Raw genomic sequence first — 15,253 nt, forward strand, 5'->3', positions numbered from 1 at the left:
CTGCTCGATTACGGGCAACAAAAAGGCCGCCCGGAGGCGACCTTGTGAGATGGGAAAAATGTTCGAAATAACGGGCTATTTAACATAAGGGTTCTTACCCGCACCGCCGAAAATGGACTCGATTAAAATGTCCCCTTAAAGCCGTAAAAGTAGCGATTAACTGGGCTGAAAATCGGTCTTTTCGAATACAACATTTTCATAACATTTCGCGGGTATTGCAGTTCGCATGAAATGAATGCTCAAAGCCGTATTTTTCATTTTCTCGGTGCAGGAATCTGTACTTCAGGCCAGCATTTGCAGTTCGGCAAACATCCAGCGTGTCCGGTCATACCGTCCAGCGTCGGCGGGTTATCCCAGCGCACAAATTTATCTTTCATCTTGCGGTGAGAATCCCGCGTTCCGGCCCCCTCGATACGCCACCAGTAGCCCTCTGAGCCAACCGAAAGCGCTCTGGCCTGCGTCAGCGCGCCGGTAGCTCGTCCAATCTCTGTACGGGCAATCAGCTGCGCCCTGCTGGCGGCCACGTCACCGGAGGCCATGATCATCTCATAGAGCTCGTCCGGACGTTCGCCAGTGATAACAGCCTGCATTGCGCGCTGTTGTATGTCCCTCACGCGATCGGCTGCTTCCAGCGGCAGGGACTTCATCAGCTGAATCTGGCGGTAAACGATATCCTGCGCCACCTGCCCGACGGGGGTATTACCCACCACATCGCGCAGGCCAGCGCCGATTTCCTCTGATACCGATTTCCACTGATTCCATTCCTCCTGCTCGACCTGGGCAAACATCCTTCGCCCGACCTGCTCTGCCCAGTCGCTGATTACCTCGGAATAGTCCACCAGCGTTTTCGAAATGCTGTCAGCGCTGGCCTGTGAACCATCGTAGGTACCATCGACGATCTGCCCTATCTGGTTTGCTATCGCCAACAGGCTTTTTCGATACTGGATCTCCGAACGGCGGCGGAGGGATGGTTTCAGGTTCATCCTCCTCCCACTGGGCCTTCGCATCTTCTATGTCCTCGTCAGTGATAGAACCACCGATCCCAATCACATCAGAAATGTTCCTGAGATCGTTAAGCGCGGCTGCCGGAGGCATTCCGAGGTCACGAACGGCGGTACCGAGTGCAGTAACCACATTGTTCGCCATCGTTGCGCGGTCCACGTCTGACATCTCCCAGAGCTTGTTAAACTCGAAAGTAAAATCGTCAGGTAGTGGTTCACCGAACAGAGAACGCCAGGAGATATCGAGCAGCCAGCGGATATGGCGGCGTAAGCGTCTCTCCTGCAGCGAGTTAACCCGGCTGTAGTAGTTTTCCAGATCGCCGTCGCCGGTGTTGAAACCTGCAGGGGACTGCCCGAACAAACGGACGAGAGGAATTCCCGTCGCGCCGGAAACCTGCTCAGCAAAGCGCAGAAGGACATCAGCGATACCCGCAAACGTATAGCTGTGGGTTTCGAACTTATCCTTACCATCCATGATGGTCATGCCTTCTATGGTCTGGAACTGACGTATCATGTCCAGGTGCTTCATCAGCGCCTTTTCAAGGTCGCCTCCGGTAGCAAGAATCTTGCGCAGGTCTTCAATGCTGTAGGTTCGCAGATGCGCTTTGTGGATCAGCTGTGTGGTGCCGACGGTCGCAGTATCAAACGCCTCGATACGCTCGAAAATACGCTCCACAACAGACATCCCCCAGCCGTTTTCCGTCTGGGCCTGCTGGAAAGGAAGCGTATCGCCCTCCATGCGGATAACGCGGCTATGGTGGATCTTCCAGGGTGGAATCCCCTGCTGGTTCGTGATTACCTTGTAATATTTCGGTTTCCCAAAATCGGGACCGTAATCGGTAACGAGATCGTAATAACTCGGGTTAACCATCCAGCGGTCAAGGCTCATCACTCCCTTAAACTGCCCCTCTTTGATGCGATCCAGTTTCAGCGGGGAGGACATATCCTGCCCTTCAAGCAGGACCACCAGCACCGCGCCACCGTACAATCGTGACCATTTGAGGTTATCGTTAAGACCATCCCATATAGCGAGCTCATCCCAGAAGGTTTCGAGTTTGCCCTTTTGTCCGGGTTTCAGCTTTGAGCTGATGTTAATCCCCTTGCGGGTCATATCATCCGCCATCGCGTCCACACCGGCACCAACGAGGAACGATGAACGATACGCAAACTCCAGCATCACCCTGTTACGGCTGATGTACCCGGGCATGTACATTCCGCCCGTCTGTATGTTTCTGGTGTCGCTGCCAAGTTTGGCCGTGAAATTGTTGTACCCGTCAGCTGTCGCAACGGGCTTTTGTGCGCCGTTCTGGCGTTTCTTACGGGACATGTCACGCTCCGGCCAGTTTGGCCCAATTATCAAGAGAGGAATCCATCGGCGCGTAGTTAATCATCACGGCGTCGGCGAGGTTCGGCGATTTTGTACCTTCCGGCTGTTTATCCACGAGGATTTTACCGACGGCGTTTTTCGACCATGTAGGCTGTGAAAGCTCCATCAGCAGGCGGTCAATATTTTCTATCTCGCTGCTTATCGAAATGATTTCGTCGGGGTTGTAGTCCATCCCGTTCAGCGCGCGGAAGGTGTTTCGAAACAGCTTGCGAAGATGCCACCAGCTCTGTGCTTTCGCGTTCGCGAAGAAGTCTTTATTCAGGCGCGCCGCTTTACCGTTATCACCAGGGACGGCTTCATCTTCCGGATCGAATACGCTACCGCTACCACGGAAAGGCGTAGCTGTGATTGTTCCCCGGCCTTCAGCCTGCCTGAGCTCGTTTATCACGCGAGCATCGCCACGCGCACCAGCACCCAGACCGTCCTCATCGAAACGGAACTCATCCAGACCGTAATCGTCACAGTACCCAAACGATTTAACGACAGAAGCGTAGATGTCGCTGCCAATGCCAGACCATTCGTGAACGTTCTGCAGAAGGAAGCCATAGCGGCAAGAAAAGCCGTTTTTGTCTTTCCCTTCGTCTGCGATATCCATTGCGCCGAGGCGCTGGCCACTGGGCTGAATACCCAGTTTGATATGCGCATCGACGGCAGCCTGCACCCATTCAGAAGGAATGAGAATCCCCTCTGTGGATGCGCTGTAGTTCAGGTCCAGTTCCTGAGCAACAATAATCGGATCATCAATTTTCAGACATTCGTTGCGGTACCACTCATCATCCTTGCGCGGGTCGCTGCGCCAGTGGAACGTAAACACCGGGATATTTCCGCTGTGGCGCTTACGGGCAAACGGGTTATTCATGCCGTTGACCGAAGAGAGGTCTATACGGCAGCGGGTGGTCTGTGATAGCGCAGCATCGATGAGAAATGGCCGTTTGAGGAATGCCGACTCATCCACGAAATAAAGCGTGGTACGGTCACCACGGCCAATGTTATCGCCAGCCTCTCCCTTAATGACCGCGCCCGTTTCCGGGAACTCCACGCGCATATAAGGGGCATGTTTTTTGTCACTCCATGAACCGCGAAACTCAACCGGCAGCAGCTCGACAAACTTCCGTGCCTTCCAGAACAGCGCTTTCGGGTCGCCGGTACTGTCGACATATTCCTCTTTACGGGAACCGAACCCGATCACCATTTCTTTGTTGAACAGGCAAAGCGAACAGGCCAGACCGATAGAGGTCCAGCTCAGCCCCATTTCTCGGCTTTTTTCTGTCAGTCCATGCTCAAGACTGGCGCGCCTGTCCATGATCCAGTTAATCCATTCCTCCTGGCGGGGGAACAGCAAAAACGGGATGGTCGCAGGCAGGCCATAATCGAGGTTACGCGGGTCCGTTGTCATGCCCCAGTCGATGATGAACTGGGCCGGGTTAGTGCGGTAAAACTCACGGAGTGCCGGAAGCATTTCAGGCGCTTTCCTGATCCGCTCCAGCCTCTCCATTCTCCACTCAAACACGGCTGTATAGTCCGGTTTACGGAAGTCAAAGGGGAACGGGATCGGCACAGAAAAATTCCTCAAAAACGCCCCGATTTAACATAATGGTCGTTACCCGCACTGGCGCAACAGCACCCATCACGCAAACGGCGTGAAGCCTCTGTTTTGAACAGAAAAGTGGTCAAATCGGGATGAATAAAACGTGCATAAAACGGGTCAAAAAGTGCATAGCGTTTTTACGGTTCGAAACGCCTGTTTTTGCAATTTTCAGCCCAGGTATTTTTTGTAGATATCGGCTGCTTCCTGCGGGGTCAGGTTCGCCGCGTCGGCTTTGGCTGCCTCGTCCATATTGTTGAACGGTTCGAAAATTTTCGGTGCTCCCAGCTCCATTTGCAGGGTTGCCGGAACTTTTACCCCCTCAGCCTCAAGCAGCTGTGCCGCCTCCAGCGCGGAGTATTTTCCGGCCACCTTGTTTTTCATCACCTCGCGAAGCACATCACGCTGACGTTCTTCCTCGCTATAGACGCTGGTACCAAGACCGAGCACCTTTGAGAAAACAGCAATATCGTTGTGCGTGGGCAGCACATCTTCAATCGTGGTTTTCACACCATCCGGCGATGTGGTGACAACCTTCCGTTTGCGAACGTCCAGGCTCTTACCGGCGACGCGGTTTATTTTCTCTCTGAGAGCTTCGCGAGCCTCAGTGAAAGCGCGCTCAAACTCGATATTCTCTTTACGCCAGCGACGGATCGTCGTCTCGTCCACACCTAAGCGCTGAGCAACCATCCGATTGCTGATTTTGCTACGGGCTAATGCCATGTCCATAACGATACCGACGTAGGCTTTTCTGAAGCTTTTTTTAGGAGCCATACTTCCGCCTAAGTCAATGTGATTATTTTTTGTTCAAAATCCAATTTCTCCGATCCGGGTGCGGCGTATCACGCGGTAAATTCTGGCGTGCAGGCCGCGTCCTCTCTGGTGCCAAGTGCGGCATATCAGAGGGGGTAAAAATGCGGCATATCCTTTTTTTCGGGAAAACTGCGATTTGATGCCCGGAGGCCGCGCAGAATGGGGAGATAGTGGATCGCCCTAATATTTCCACTATGTGGATAACTCAGTCCAAATCCATCTCCACCACTTCACCGAACAGGTGACCGTAAACGTCCATTGTGGTTTTGATGTTCGAATGCCCAATAAGTCGGGAAACCTTCAGGATATCGACGCCTTTGTTTGCCAGGCGAGATACAGCAAAGTGGCGAAGATGATGGAATCGCTTAATGCCATAGTCGTTCAGGGTTCTGACGAGAACGCCCTGAGTGCCGTAGCTGGTAGCGAGGCATGCGCCGGTAAACTGGTTGCAGATAAGAGGCTCAGAGGTACCGAGTTTACTTTTATCCAGCAACGCGAAAAGCTCACGCGGCATCCGTACCCGGCGCTCCACTCCTCTTTTCAGCCCCTCATGTATAACACCGTCAACAACATGCCCCCGGATGTCGATCCAGTCGGTTGACACGTCGTTATACGTAACCGCCAGAGCCTCACCGATTCGCAGGCCACAAATCCCGAGCCAGCACGCGATACGCTCACGAACTGGCGCGTTATTCAGTAACTCCCTGACCGATGATGATGGCGGTATGGTGATGGGTCGACGCTTCCGGCGCGCGGGACGGTCAACGGGGTTAAAAGTGATGAGCCGCTTTTCCACCAGCAGGAAAAAAGCCGAACGAATCCAGCGATGGCAGCCGGTGCGAACCGAATCAACGATATCCCGATGGCTGATATGGAGAATATTTTTTTCCAGTATCGGCCCGTCAACAGCGAGAAGATCGTGGCGGCATTTCGTATATGACGACAGCCGTATGATATTTTTTTCCAGCTTGCCGGCCTGATACCCCAGATAAAACAGAATTAACTTTCGGAAAGTCCATGAATGGTCTATTCCGGTCCAGCTGGCAGTTCGACAATCCAGTTCGACATTCTGTTTTTGCCAGAAAAGATGTGCTGCATCGTCAATATTCTTAAAGATGCGGCGGCGTCCATGACCGGATTTTTCATCCTTCCAGTGGACGTAATATTTTGATTGTCCATTGGCATCAGTGGATTCTTTTATCGAAGCCATACTGAACAATCCTCAATCAAATAACATTATCGAAGCCCCTCAGTAAAGGGCTCCTGTAATATCAGCTTTATAGAGGAGTAAAACGGAAACTAGTAACATATTTAGCCACCACGATAACCCGCCCTTTCAGACCTTTGGTAGCTGCACAGTGGTAATAATCTCCGTTCGCCTTCGGTTGGTCTTGATCCGAATAGCCGAGGATTTTTTTACCATCATTCAGTTCAAAAACTGCCTCATAAACGGTTCCCCCGGTATCGGCAGGCTCACAATCCGTTGAATGAATGGGTAATTCAGTTTCACGACGTATATCCACGGATATTTCCTCGCCGATTTTCAACGCCTCTCTTGCAGCAATTTCAGTTGCACATGAAAGAGCGCGTAGAATATTACCTAATTCACTTTTTTCTGGGCGATAATCCACTTCCATTTGAAATGGAGAAGGTCCCTATACGGTGACTGTTATTTTTTTCATCGCGTTAATCTCTCACTAAAGTAACTTTCGTTTTGGTAAACCGGCGCACCAGTCGAGCAGCTTCACGCTGGAGCTCACCTTCGATCTGCGGGGTAAGTGGCTTACGTGCGTATTTCCGGCTTATTTCTTCAATCACCTGGTTTATTTGCTCATTACTCGGCGGAATTACTTCGACATTTAAGCGAGCCATCAGGCCACCTCTTTATCGTTAGGTTTTGCTGCAGCAACATTTTCGCGAGCCAATGAAACAAAAAGACGCAGATATAATGATGAGAGAACATAACAAACGGCTGTAAAAACCCACCCAGCATACGCCATCAAGCAACTTATAATAATAAGCTCAAGCCATCCCAGAACTCGCAATAGTACGTTTTTCTTTTTCGCTACATCCCCAATAAGCTCCAGTGCCTTACGACGAGAGTCCTCGTCCTTGGCGCTTTTAGCCGCATAACTCAGGATGTAAAAAAATGGACCGATGACAAAGCAAAGTGAAATCATCACCCAGTAAACAGCAGCCAGAACACCAACTAACGATTTAGCACCTGTGAATACTGCGAATAACAAAAGAGACAGCAGAGTATAATTAATTACGTTGCTTACGATCTTAGTCATGAATTTCTTCATTGCGTTTCCTTTGAGGTGTGAGCCTGTCGTACAGAAGCACCGCCCGAGAGAGGTCGCCACCTTTAACGATGCTCCTCAGGCTCACTACTGAAAGACTCTCTGAAATGCGCGTACGAGGCGCAGAAAAAAGCCCCGCTATTGCGAGGCTCTGGTTTTCTCTATTTCACGTATCCCAGCCAGCTGGTTATTCGCTTTTTCGATAGCGGCCAGCAGCGGCTTGATCCAGAGAACAGCCTGGCAATACGTCAGCGCGCTGGTGGTAGTGGCGCTATCACCGGCTGCGTCAGCGTCCCCGGAATCGGTGTGCATTGCGCTGGCACGTATACGGTGCGTGTATTCGAGCAGCCCACCAGCGACATCAGCAGGAACAGGCAGATCACAGGTTTTTTCACGGCGGAGGATCTCCCGATATTCAATAACCGTTTTATCGGAGCTGGCATCAATCAGTGAATTGTTCCGGTTGGTATAGTCGGCAATCTGATTGAAACGATTGATGTTGAAAGCCTGAGTGGCTATCACCTGCCGCTGGCCATCGACCTCTTGCTCTGCTTTTTCTGCCCTGCCACGTTGTTCGCTAACCTGTCCTAGCAGCACAAAAATAATGATTCCGGACAGCAGCAACTCAACACCCAGAAGTAACCAGGTTTTCAGGGTCATTTATCGAGCCCCCAGCATGCCAGTTCGGATTCCTGGTCACGGCGTAGAACTTGCCCGTAACAATTGTTCGAGCGGATACGACAATCGCGACCGCCGTCATAGATCCAGCGCTTTATCTCTGCGCAGGCGCCGGGCCGATCACCAGCATTGAGCTTTTTCCAGAACGTTGACGGCAGGCATTTTCCGGGGCCGATGTTCCAGGGGCAGAAGGACGCTATACCGACTTTTTGTGGCTCGGTTAGCGGAACTCGAACATTTTTTTCCACCCAGGCCAAAGCTTTTGCCTGCTCTGCCTGGTCGATTTTGTCGCACTGCTGGCGCGTCAGCTGCATGCCCTTAACCACGGGTTTGCCGTCAACGCGAGTCACACCGCCGCAAATCGTCCACACGCCACCAGCATCAGGGTAAGCAACCAGACTGGTGCCTTCTTTTTCATCCTGAAACTGACTCATGAGCACCGGCGCAGTGGCACCGGCAGCCAATAACCCAAGCATGGCCGCGCTGAGCTTGCTTTTCATTGATGCCATGATTAGTTGTCCTGCGGTGGAGGGGTAACATAGCCACGCGCCAGCGCTGCCTCATAGGCTTTTGTCTGGCGGCGTTTGAAGTAAAAGTTAACGAAGAAAGTCAGCAAGCCAATAACGAAGCCGCCGACGACTGCGACAAGGTTCCAGTCAAGGTCATGTATCCATTTAGCTATGCCACCCCAGCAAATGAGGCCGCCGGATGTACAGTACCCCGCTATCGATGCGATTTTGTCAGGCATAGTTCTGTGCATTCCACACCTCCGGGTTCGGGGTGCTGTGTGTGTGAAAGGAAGTTAAATTCTGCGGAAAGCGTACGACGCGACGCCTTTACGCCCTAACTGGCATTCGATTGTGTTTTGCTCTGCGCATTCGAAGCCCTGCTCTGCAAACCAGCGCCTGATACCTTCATCAGTGAAATACCAGATGTGCTCGTTCTTTCTGAAATGATGGGAGCGGAGAATGTCTCCGGCATCAGTGAAAATCGGGATCGACACGAACACGTATTCACTGGCCTGCTGTACCGCCAGCTCCGGCTCGTCGATGTGTTCAAGTACATCCCACATCGTCAGTGCTCGCCACTTATTGGCGTAGAGATCTGCGAATGCGCCCCGCTCGTTCAGCCAGGCAATACCAGCCGGATTAACGTCATACCCAAGCGTTCCCGGTCGGGTAGAGACGAACTGACCGGCACCGATACCAACGTCGAGAACAGGGCCGTGAAAATGGCGCTCCACCAGCTCAATACGGGATTGCGTTAAAGCTCTGCCCGTTTCGGTGTCGGCCAGCTGCTGATACTTTGCGAAATACTGCTCGTCATACGGGCGTGATGCCGGAACGGGATAACGTCCGATCCCCAGCTCCGGTAAAAATACCAGCCCGCTTTCCAGTTCCTGATAAAACGACTTCATGGAGCCAGGCCTCGAATTTATCGGAGAAATTTGAAATCCGCTTGTCGCAGTGGTGATCCCATGCTTCACAGCGGCAGTAATTGTCGGGAATTGCCCAGCCAACCCGGGAGAGGTCCATCGCCAGATCGGTTACGATTTCCGGGGCGTTGTGACCACCTCGCCCACCAGCGACAACGTACACCGGCGTTTTATAGGCAATAGCAGCAGGAAGCGCCCAGCCCACCGGCGTAACCACCACGGCGGCATGCTCAATCAGGCGCATCAGCGATTTGAAGTTGAGCTGGCCGGAGTGCATGCGCAGATCTGCTTCGGGAAGTTCACCGACGGCCCACTCCTCCCCCTCCTGCAGGTCAGCCACGCTGATTACGCAGAAATGCTTTCTCAGTAGCCGGGATGCCTGCAGCAGGTAATCCGGATCAGGATTACGGGAGTCGCTGCGCCATTCGCTGCGAACAGTTGCCGGACGAATTACCGCGATCGGCTTTTCAGACGTAAATTCAGCGGGTCCGTAAGAGGGCAAGTCGAGTTCTGACGGCTCGGTGCCAAACTGCTGGCGCATCGCGTCAAATATTGAACCGCGCCGTAGATGATCCGGACCGTAGAAAATCCGTTTTGTCTGGCGCATATCTGGCGGCAGGTGAAAAGCAGCCTGCGTCCGGTACTCGTTTTTGCGCTGCGTGCGGAGCGTTGTAAAACTGCGAACGGGCAGAACGGGCAAATCTTCATACAGTTCGGGCCAGGCGGTCCGGATATAAGTACCGGCGGGCAACTGCTTAACGAAAGCGCGCTGGTAGATGTTGTCACCCATGCCCAGCATGCCATCGATAAAAAGAGGAACGTTCAAAGTGCAACCTCGCGTAAAGCCTCATTGAGGCCGAGACGCCGGAAGCACTTAAGCGCTGTCTGGCGGCTACTGTTGATGATATTCACCTTACCGGCCAGCGCTCTGGCGGTAGTGGCAAACTCCCCGCGCCATCTCGTAACACTCTCTGCTGTTGGGTTATCAAGCCCGACGTGATCACCATGCCAGTGACTGCCGTCATTAATGGAGCAGTCAAACCCTAACAGGATGATGTTTTTCGCCCCCAGGCTGGCAGCAAACAGAATCGAGCGCTGCCCGGAGTTGAAGGCCCACCGTGTATCTGTATCAAACAGATTTAGCCCATAGCGTTTATGAGCCCGGTAATTACAGGTCCAGCGAGAGGCGGAGGACGGCAGAACATCGATGTTTGCATCCCACCAGCGCAGATCACCCGCGTAAATGTATTCACAATCAGGCACGGCTTGCCAGGTGGAGTTAACAGCAATAACCGGCAGCCCCGATCCGGATATCAGTTCGCAATCTGATTTATTGAGAGACGGGCCGGATGCACAAATGATGAATGTATTCATTCGCGGCGACCAAATTTAGGCATAAAAAAACCCGCTCGGAGGCGGGTTTGATTTCGTGCAGGCGCAATAACCTACGATTTGAAGCATACACGACAAGTTCGGACAAAATCAAGCTTAATGTGGCTAATATGCTAAATTTTGTTCACATCATCACGAAAGCTCGTTGCGTCCTGAAACGCCGAGTCTGCTTTTTGTTCTTCTCTGTAGCAGACGTCGACAAGCCCCTCCAGAAACGGTTTCCAGTTACGGGTCCATGTTCTGACGTGCAGATCCGGGACTCGCTTCAGTATCGCTTTATAAGCTGCAGTAGACGGCACCCCAGAAAATCCATTTCCGCTGCAGCGCTCGCAGGTTTTGAACACCGGCGCGCCGCGCTCGCTTGTGGCTTTGCGGTCGAGCACCTCACCTTTGCCGCCGCAACGGCATCGGGCCAGCAGCTCACCTTTACCGTTACATGCCGCGCATTTACGCTTGACCAGTTCGTGCTTGATTTTCGGCGGCACGATTTCCATTCCGTCAGAGTTGAATACTCCAGGATATTTGATCACATCCTCATACTGAGAGGTTAATCCGCTGCCGCTGCAGCTGTGACACGTCACGCTGGTTTCCGCTGAACGGGAGTATTCTGCAAAGGCGAATTGTGCGAGCACCAGCATGCACCAGCCAAACTCTCCTGCAGCTGCTTTACGCACATTCCTGGGCGCTGATTCCATTGCATGACGCGCCAGAGCCTGTACAGCCAACTGCTCATCGCTTTTGCTGATCCCGGTCTTACCAAAGAATGCAGCCAGACCAAACCGCGCTCGGCTGCTGGTGGTACCAATGGCCGCCATAACATCGGTGCCGGTGATACGATCTGGAGAGGTTCCTTTCACGTCGTCGCTGATGTGCATTCCCTGAGGGCTAAAATGTTTGAGTGATGCCTCCAGTTTCATTCTTCACACTCCCCTACCAGGTTAAGAATCACCGCCGCGCCGTGGTTTTCCATGTACTGGGTCTTTTCACTTTCAAGGAACCAACGACATACCTCGATAGCTTCAGCTCGCGTCACGGGTTTGATGGTTGCCAGCAATTTTTCAAGGTAACGCTCACGGTCATGTACGGATTCATGATGTTCGGAATAGCCGTATTCGTGTTCGAGCTCGTTCCCGGCAGTGTTGCGCGCCCAGTAAAGCCAGTCCCAATAAATCAGCTCACGGACTACATCCGAAAGCGTGTGTGGCTCAGGCAACACATCGCGATATCCATCAACAAATGCCCGACGCAGATCATCAATTTCATACATACGGCTGCCGTTAATGCTGCCTGCTTTCTTCTCAGCCGGAGTCCATCCCCAACGGTGATCGGCGATAAATTTCGGGGAAGACTTGATTACTTTCTCAGCTTCAACATCTTCGAGCGCTGCCTCATAGCTGCCGAAAGTAGCCCTGACTGATGCTGCTTTTTTGATGCTATCCCGTGCGTTCTTGATTGCCCGGGCCGGGTTATCCATGCCGATGGTACCGAAAGCAACCTGGAAAGGATCGCCACCATTCTCCAGCAGATAACGCGAATAGCGTTCCTCAGCCTCTTTTGGGGAGATTTTAATTTTGTCCAGCGCGGCTTCGGCTGCGTCCAAATGTGCGGGTTCGTTCAGGCGGATTACCTCCAGCACCCAAAGATAAGCGTCAGTCTGCTTATGCCCGGTGATTCTCCGTTGCTCGGGCAGAGGCTTAATGTTTGCGAGGGCGGAGCTATGCGCTGCCGTCGGGATGGTGAATAGTGCTTTATGTTCGTTGTTATCAATACGCATTACGCAGCCGCCTTTTTCTTGAAGAAAACCACCTCACGAACCTGATCGCCGTTCATGAGCATGTCGTTAAAATCCCCGTGATCCGGGTAGTAGATGCTGATTTTTTCCAGGTCATTTTTTGCCAGTAAGTTGGCATGGGCGCATTCCGTGGCCGCAGCCAATCCAGTGGCGCTGTTTACGTCTCGATCTGCGAAAATAATCAAATTTTTCACACCTGCAGGAACACGGAATTTCTTCATGAATCCGCTGGTCATGGTGGCCCAGGTGTTAACGTTGTACAGCTGCTTGCAGGAAAGAGCCGTTTCGATACCCTCTGCAATTCCGAGGGTCGTCGCTACCGGGAACATGCGAATAGCGACGGAACGGGCATGATCCAGATAGCTTTCGTCCTGAAGAGATTTCTGGCGCTTAGCTCCGGCAGAATCCCTTAGTTGGGCTTTCTGATTGCCGTCCAGTAAGGTTCTGTGCAGATAGCAAAGCTCGCCTTTGTCGTCAGTTGCGAGTGAATACAGACACTGGTAAACCTTACCGCCGTAGCGTTGTTTATCATTGAACTTCACCGCCTCTTGTGGGAGCTGATAAATTCCCCTGGCCTGCAGATAATCCGCCCCGGTAGTTCCTTTCAGGTTGACCAGTTTCGAAAATTTGGACAGAACCCGATCACGGGCGCTTACTGCATCTGAAGTGCGCGGGAACGCTTCGCGGGTAAAGTTATTACCAATCAGCTGGTCTATTTCCCTGCAAATTTCATTGAATGGCTTCCCTTGTGTCAGAGTGACAAGCTTCATTCCGTCACCGCTGCCGCAGGTACAGATCCATGTTCCCCGGCCATCCCGATCATCAATACGCAGCTTTCCCCGCGCACCACATACCGGACATTCGCCTTTAAAATGATTTCTGGCATTAATAGGGGGTAACCCGAAGTGCTCAAAAATCATTGCCCATTGACCTTTTGCCGCTTCTGCCGTCTTCATGCTCGTTTTCCTAACTGCTGTTTGATATCGCTAATCGCTTTCTGTGCTTGTTGTACTGAGGATGGGGCAACCGTGCCTGATGCCTCCTGCAGGCGCTTGGCCTTCTCCTGCCCTTTCGCATACGCAATCAATTTGTGCCGGATGAAATTAGAGACGGTCGGCGTGATCTCCATCGGGAAATCGCTCAACCCGTTAGGCCACTCGTCAAACCGTTCGCGAAAGGTATTTGCACACCAGCCATCGCTGACGGGCTTTTTCCCCTGCGATACGCGCTGGCGCTGATAGAATTTGATCTGACTCCACCAGGCCTGTTTCTCTGCCTTAGTGGGCTGATGCTGGTTTTTACCCAGCTTTTTGAGTTTGCGGCCGGTGTCGGTATCGACGTCCTCACCGCCCAGCGGCTTATGCCCACATTTCGGACATACATAGACGCCAGCTGGCTTCATGTAATGGCATTGAGAGCATTCGTGTGGCAGCTTTTCGGCCCGTTCCTCAGCTGCGCGGCGCGCGCTTTCCTCCATCCCGTCAGACTTACCGGGAAGATCGTCGTACTCGATTGAATCCGGATAACCCAAACGGTGCACGGTTCCGCTGTGATCGAAGATGAGGCAGGACTCTTTACCAGGTGCGGTGCGCAGGCCACGCCCGAGCGCCTGCAGCCAGCGAATTTCGCTTTTTGTTGGCCTGGCGTAGATGATGCAACGAACGTCACTATCGAAGCCGGCCACCAGAACGCCCACACTAACGATGATTTTCGTTGCACCGGTTTCAAAGCGGTGAATGATGGTCTGGCGCTCATCGACTGGAGTGTCGGCGGTCATTACCTCAGCGTTAACACCCGCCAGGTTAAACTGGATTGTCAGGTAATTGGCGTGGGCAACGTTGACGCAGAAAGCGATGGTAGGCAGATCCCGGCCATTCTCCAGCCAGTTCTGTACGATGTCGCCCACCAGCGTAGAGCCGCACATGATTTCTGCCAGCTGCGTTTCGTTGTAATCGCTGCCGTACTCAAGCGATGCTTTGGTTTTAACACCTTTCAGATCCGGCTTAGTTGGCGCGTAAAATTCGTATTTACTCAGATCGCCACGCTGGATTAACTCGCCGATGGTGGTCGGCTTAATCAGTCGGTCATAGTATTTGCCCAGGAACGGGGAAAACGGAGTACCCGACAGGCCAATCACCTTTACGCCTTTGCCGCGCAGACGTTCGATATCCTTCAGGATGCGTTTTTTACGCAGGTGTGCTTCGTCGATAATCAGCAGATCGATATTTTCAGGAAAAACACGACGAATAAGCGTGTCGGCGCTGGCAATCTGAATTTTCCGGTCCGGATCGTAGTTCGGGTGATCCGCCCAGATATAACCGATTTCATCCCCCGGTAATCCATACTCCACAAACCGATTAGCCGTCTGACCGATCAGGATGGTGTACGGTGCACAGAACAGGACGCGCATACCACGGCTGACAAACCCGGCAACGATGAAGGCGGCCAAACCCGTTTTACCGCTACCGGTTGGCGAATACACCATGAAGGTGTCGTTTGCCTTCCAGTCACGGCGCAACATGTTTAGCGCTCGTTCCTGTGCAAAATTCGGCGTGATCGTCAGCTCCATTGTGCTGCTCCCGTGCTGATGAGATAATAATTTTGTGATGTGGTTTTCATGGATTCCCCCTCACATGGCTGGTGGCCTCCCCAAAGGCTGCCAGCCTCCCTTCTGATTCAGCTCCTCTGAAAAATCACTCTTCCAGGAAGAACCCTTTTCGTTTCTCAGCGCCTGAGCGCTTTGTACTACCTTGCTGATACAGGCGTTTTTTTAAATTGCGCCCTTAAGACAGTGATCTACCTAACCAATGGATCTCTCCTGTTGGAAAAGACCCTATTCCTGCCCCTACACCCAATCCCCCCTTACC

The 15,253-nt window shown here is 52.5% G+C and carries 18 protein-coding genes; all 18 read right to left on the reverse strand.

Annotated elements, in window-relative coordinates; all coding sequences use genetic code 11:
* Positions 1-254 precede the first annotated feature (254 nt).
* The 18 genes from KGP25_RS18385 to KGP25_RS18470 all read right to left on the reverse strand — a co-directional run bounded on the left by KGP25_RS18385 (position 255) and on the right by KGP25_RS18470 (position 14,955).
* Entirely contained in the window at positions 255-788 is a 534-nt protein-coding gene (locus KGP25_RS18385; protein ID WP_348967970.1) for a phage minor head protein, read from the reverse strand.
* 70 nt (positions 789-858) lie between these two features.
* Positions 859-2,328 (reverse strand): DUF1073 domain-containing protein, encoded by a 1,470-nt coding sequence (locus KGP25_RS18390; RefSeq protein WP_023150219.1) that lies wholly within the window; start codon positions 2,326-2,328, stop codon positions 859-861.
* Position 2,329: 1 nt separating this feature from the next.
* A complete protein-coding gene (locus KGP25_RS18395) occupies positions 2,330-3,946 on the reverse strand; it encodes a TerL protein (protein ID WP_223539434.1) in 1,617 nt (538 codons plus the stop codon).
* A gap of 198 nt (positions 3,947-4,144) precedes the next feature.
* On the reverse strand, positions 4,145-4,747 hold the full coding sequence (locus KGP25_RS18400) for a hypothetical protein (RefSeq protein ID WP_094935931.1): 603 nt from the start codon (positions 4,745-4,747) through the stop codon (positions 4,145-4,147).
* Positions 4,748-4,991: 244 nt separating this feature from the next.
* Positions 4,992-5,996 carry a tyrosine-type recombinase/integrase gene (locus KGP25_RS18405; RefSeq protein ID WP_223539435.1) on the reverse strand — a complete coding sequence of 335 codons (1,005 nt, stop codon included), beginning with the start codon at positions 5,994-5,996 and terminating at the stop codon, positions 4,992-4,994.
* A gap of 67 nt (positions 5,997-6,063) precedes the next feature.
* Positions 6,064-6,423 (reverse strand): hypothetical protein, encoded by a 360-nt coding sequence (locus KGP25_RS18410; protein WP_223539436.1) that lies wholly within the window; start codon positions 6,421-6,423, stop codon positions 6,064-6,066.
* 49 nt (positions 6,424-6,472) lie between these two features.
* Complete coding sequence (locus KGP25_RS18415; RefSeq protein WP_023150213.1) at positions 6,473-6,658, reverse strand: hypothetical protein; 186 nt, start codon at positions 6,656-6,658, stop codon at positions 6,473-6,475.
* Positions 6,658-7,092 (reverse strand): hypothetical protein, encoded by a 435-nt coding sequence (locus KGP25_RS18420; protein ID WP_223539437.1) that lies wholly within the window; start codon positions 7,090-7,092, stop codon positions 6,658-6,660. Before KGP25_RS18420 ends, KGP25_RS18415 begins: the two co-directional genes overlap by 1 nt.
* A 135-nt stretch (positions 7,093-7,227) precedes the next feature.
* Positions 7,228-7,749, reverse strand: coding sequence for a hypothetical protein (locus KGP25_RS18425; RefSeq protein ID WP_223539438.1), 522 nt, complete (start codon positions 7,747-7,749; stop codon positions 7,228-7,230).
* Positions 7,746-8,276: a lysozyme gene (locus KGP25_RS18430; protein ID WP_223539439.1), complete on the reverse strand. Its 531-nt coding sequence runs from the start codon at positions 8,274-8,276 to the stop codon at positions 7,746-7,748. Before KGP25_RS18430 ends, KGP25_RS18425 begins: the two co-directional genes overlap by 4 nt.
* A gap of 2 nt (positions 8,277-8,278) precedes the next feature.
* A complete protein-coding gene (locus KGP25_RS18435) occupies positions 8,279-8,527 on the reverse strand; it encodes a class II holin family protein (protein ID WP_023331998.1) in 249 nt (82 codons plus the stop codon).
* Positions 8,528-8,569: 42 nt separating this feature from the next.
* Entirely contained in the window at positions 8,570-9,184 is a 615-nt protein-coding gene (locus KGP25_RS18440; protein ID WP_223539440.1) for a methyltransferase domain-containing protein, read from the reverse strand.
* Positions 9,090-10,028 (reverse strand): hypothetical protein, encoded by a 939-nt coding sequence (locus tag KGP25_RS18445; RefSeq protein ID WP_223539441.1) that lies wholly within the window; start codon positions 10,026-10,028, stop codon positions 9,090-9,092. Before KGP25_RS18445 ends, KGP25_RS18440 begins: the two co-directional genes overlap by 95 nt.
* Entirely contained in the window at positions 10,025-10,576 is a 552-nt protein-coding gene (locus tag KGP25_RS18450) for a hypothetical protein (protein WP_223539442.1), read from the reverse strand. The genes KGP25_RS18445 and KGP25_RS18450 overlap by 4 nt, the downstream gene beginning before the upstream one ends.
* A gap of 131 nt (positions 10,577-10,707) precedes the next feature.
* Positions 10,708-11,511: an antitermination protein gene (locus KGP25_RS18455; protein WP_223539443.1), complete on the reverse strand. Its 804-nt coding sequence runs from the start codon at positions 11,509-11,511 to the stop codon at positions 10,708-10,710.
* Positions 11,508-12,368: a helix-turn-helix domain-containing protein gene (locus KGP25_RS18460; RefSeq protein ID WP_223539444.1), complete on the reverse strand. Its 861-nt coding sequence runs from the start codon at positions 12,366-12,368 to the stop codon at positions 11,508-11,510. The genes KGP25_RS18455 and KGP25_RS18460 overlap by 4 nt, the downstream gene beginning before the upstream one ends.
* Positions 12,368-13,342 (reverse strand): toprim domain-containing protein, encoded by a 975-nt coding sequence (locus KGP25_RS18465; protein WP_223539445.1) that lies wholly within the window; start codon positions 13,340-13,342, stop codon positions 12,368-12,370. Before KGP25_RS18465 ends, KGP25_RS18460 begins: the two co-directional genes overlap by 1 nt.
* Complete coding sequence (locus KGP25_RS18470) at positions 13,339-14,955, reverse strand: DEAD/DEAH box helicase (protein WP_126325624.1); 1,617 nt, start codon at positions 14,953-14,955, stop codon at positions 13,339-13,341. Before KGP25_RS18470 ends, KGP25_RS18465 begins: the two co-directional genes overlap by 4 nt.
* Positions 14,956-15,253: the final 298 nt, after the last annotated feature.

This window comes from Enterobacter sp. JBIWA003 (assembly GCF_019968825.1).
GTDB lineage: Bacteria > Pseudomonadota > Gammaproteobacteria > Enterobacterales > Enterobacteriaceae > Enterobacter > Enterobacter quasiroggenkampii.

Excerpts from the sequence above, each read along its gene's own strand:
- KGP25_RS18405 (WP_223539435.1), bottom strand. The coding sequence starts at position 5,996 with ATGGCTTCGATAAAAGAATCCACTGATGCCAATGGACAATCAAAATAT.
- KGP25_RS18390 (WP_023150219.1), bottom strand. The coding sequence starts at position 2,328 with ATGTCCCGTAAGAAACGCCAGAACGGCGCACAAAAGCCCGTTGCGACA.
- KGP25_RS18385 (WP_348967970.1), bottom strand. The coding sequence starts at position 788 with ATGTTTGCCCAGGTCGAGCAGGAGGAATGGAATCAGTGGAAATCGGTA.
- KGP25_RS18420 (WP_223539437.1), bottom strand. The coding sequence starts at position 7,092 with ATGAAGAAATTCATGACTAAGATCGTAAGCAACGTAATTAATTATACT.
- KGP25_RS18400 (WP_094935931.1), bottom strand. The coding sequence starts at position 4,747 with ATGGCTCCTAAAAAAAGCTTCAGAAAAGCCTACGTCGGTATCGTTATG.
- KGP25_RS18410 (WP_223539436.1), bottom strand. The coding sequence starts at position 6,423 with ATGGAAGTGGATTATCGCCCAGAAAAAAGTGAATTAGGTAATATTCTA.
- KGP25_RS18455 (WP_223539443.1), bottom strand. The coding sequence starts at position 11,511 with ATGAAACTGGAGGCATCACTCAAACATTTTAGCCCTCAGGGAATGCAC.
- KGP25_RS18470 (WP_126325624.1), bottom strand. The coding sequence starts at position 14,955 with ATGGAGCTGACGATCACGCCGAATTTTGCACAGGAACGAGCGCTAAAC.
- KGP25_RS18460 (WP_223539444.1), bottom strand. The coding sequence starts at position 12,368 with ATGCGTATTGATAACAACGAACATAAAGCACTATTCACCATCCCGACG.
- KGP25_RS18430 (WP_223539439.1), bottom strand. The coding sequence starts at position 8,276 with ATGGCATCAATGAAAAGCAAGCTCAGCGCGGCCATGCTTGGGTTATTG.
- KGP25_RS18435 (WP_023331998.1), bottom strand. The coding sequence starts at position 8,527 with ATGCACAGAACTATGCCTGACAAAATCGCATCGATAGCGGGGTACTGT.
- KGP25_RS18415 (WP_023150213.1), bottom strand. The coding sequence starts at position 6,658 with ATGGCTCGCTTAAATGTCGAAGTAATTCCGCCGAGTAATGAGCAAATA.
- KGP25_RS18425 (WP_223539438.1), bottom strand. The coding sequence starts at position 7,749 with ATGACCCTGAAAACCTGGTTACTTCTGGGTGTTGAGTTGCTGCTGTCC.
- KGP25_RS18440 (WP_223539440.1), bottom strand. The coding sequence starts at position 9,184 with ATGAAGTCGTTTTATCAGGAACTGGAAAGCGGGCTGGTATTTTTACCG.
- KGP25_RS18450 (WP_223539442.1), bottom strand. The coding sequence starts at position 10,576 with ATGAATACATTCATCATTTGTGCATCCGGCCCGTCTCTCAATAAATCA.
- KGP25_RS18465 (WP_223539445.1), bottom strand. The coding sequence starts at position 13,342 with ATGAAGACGGCAGAAGCGGCAAAAGGTCAATGGGCAATGATTTTTGAG.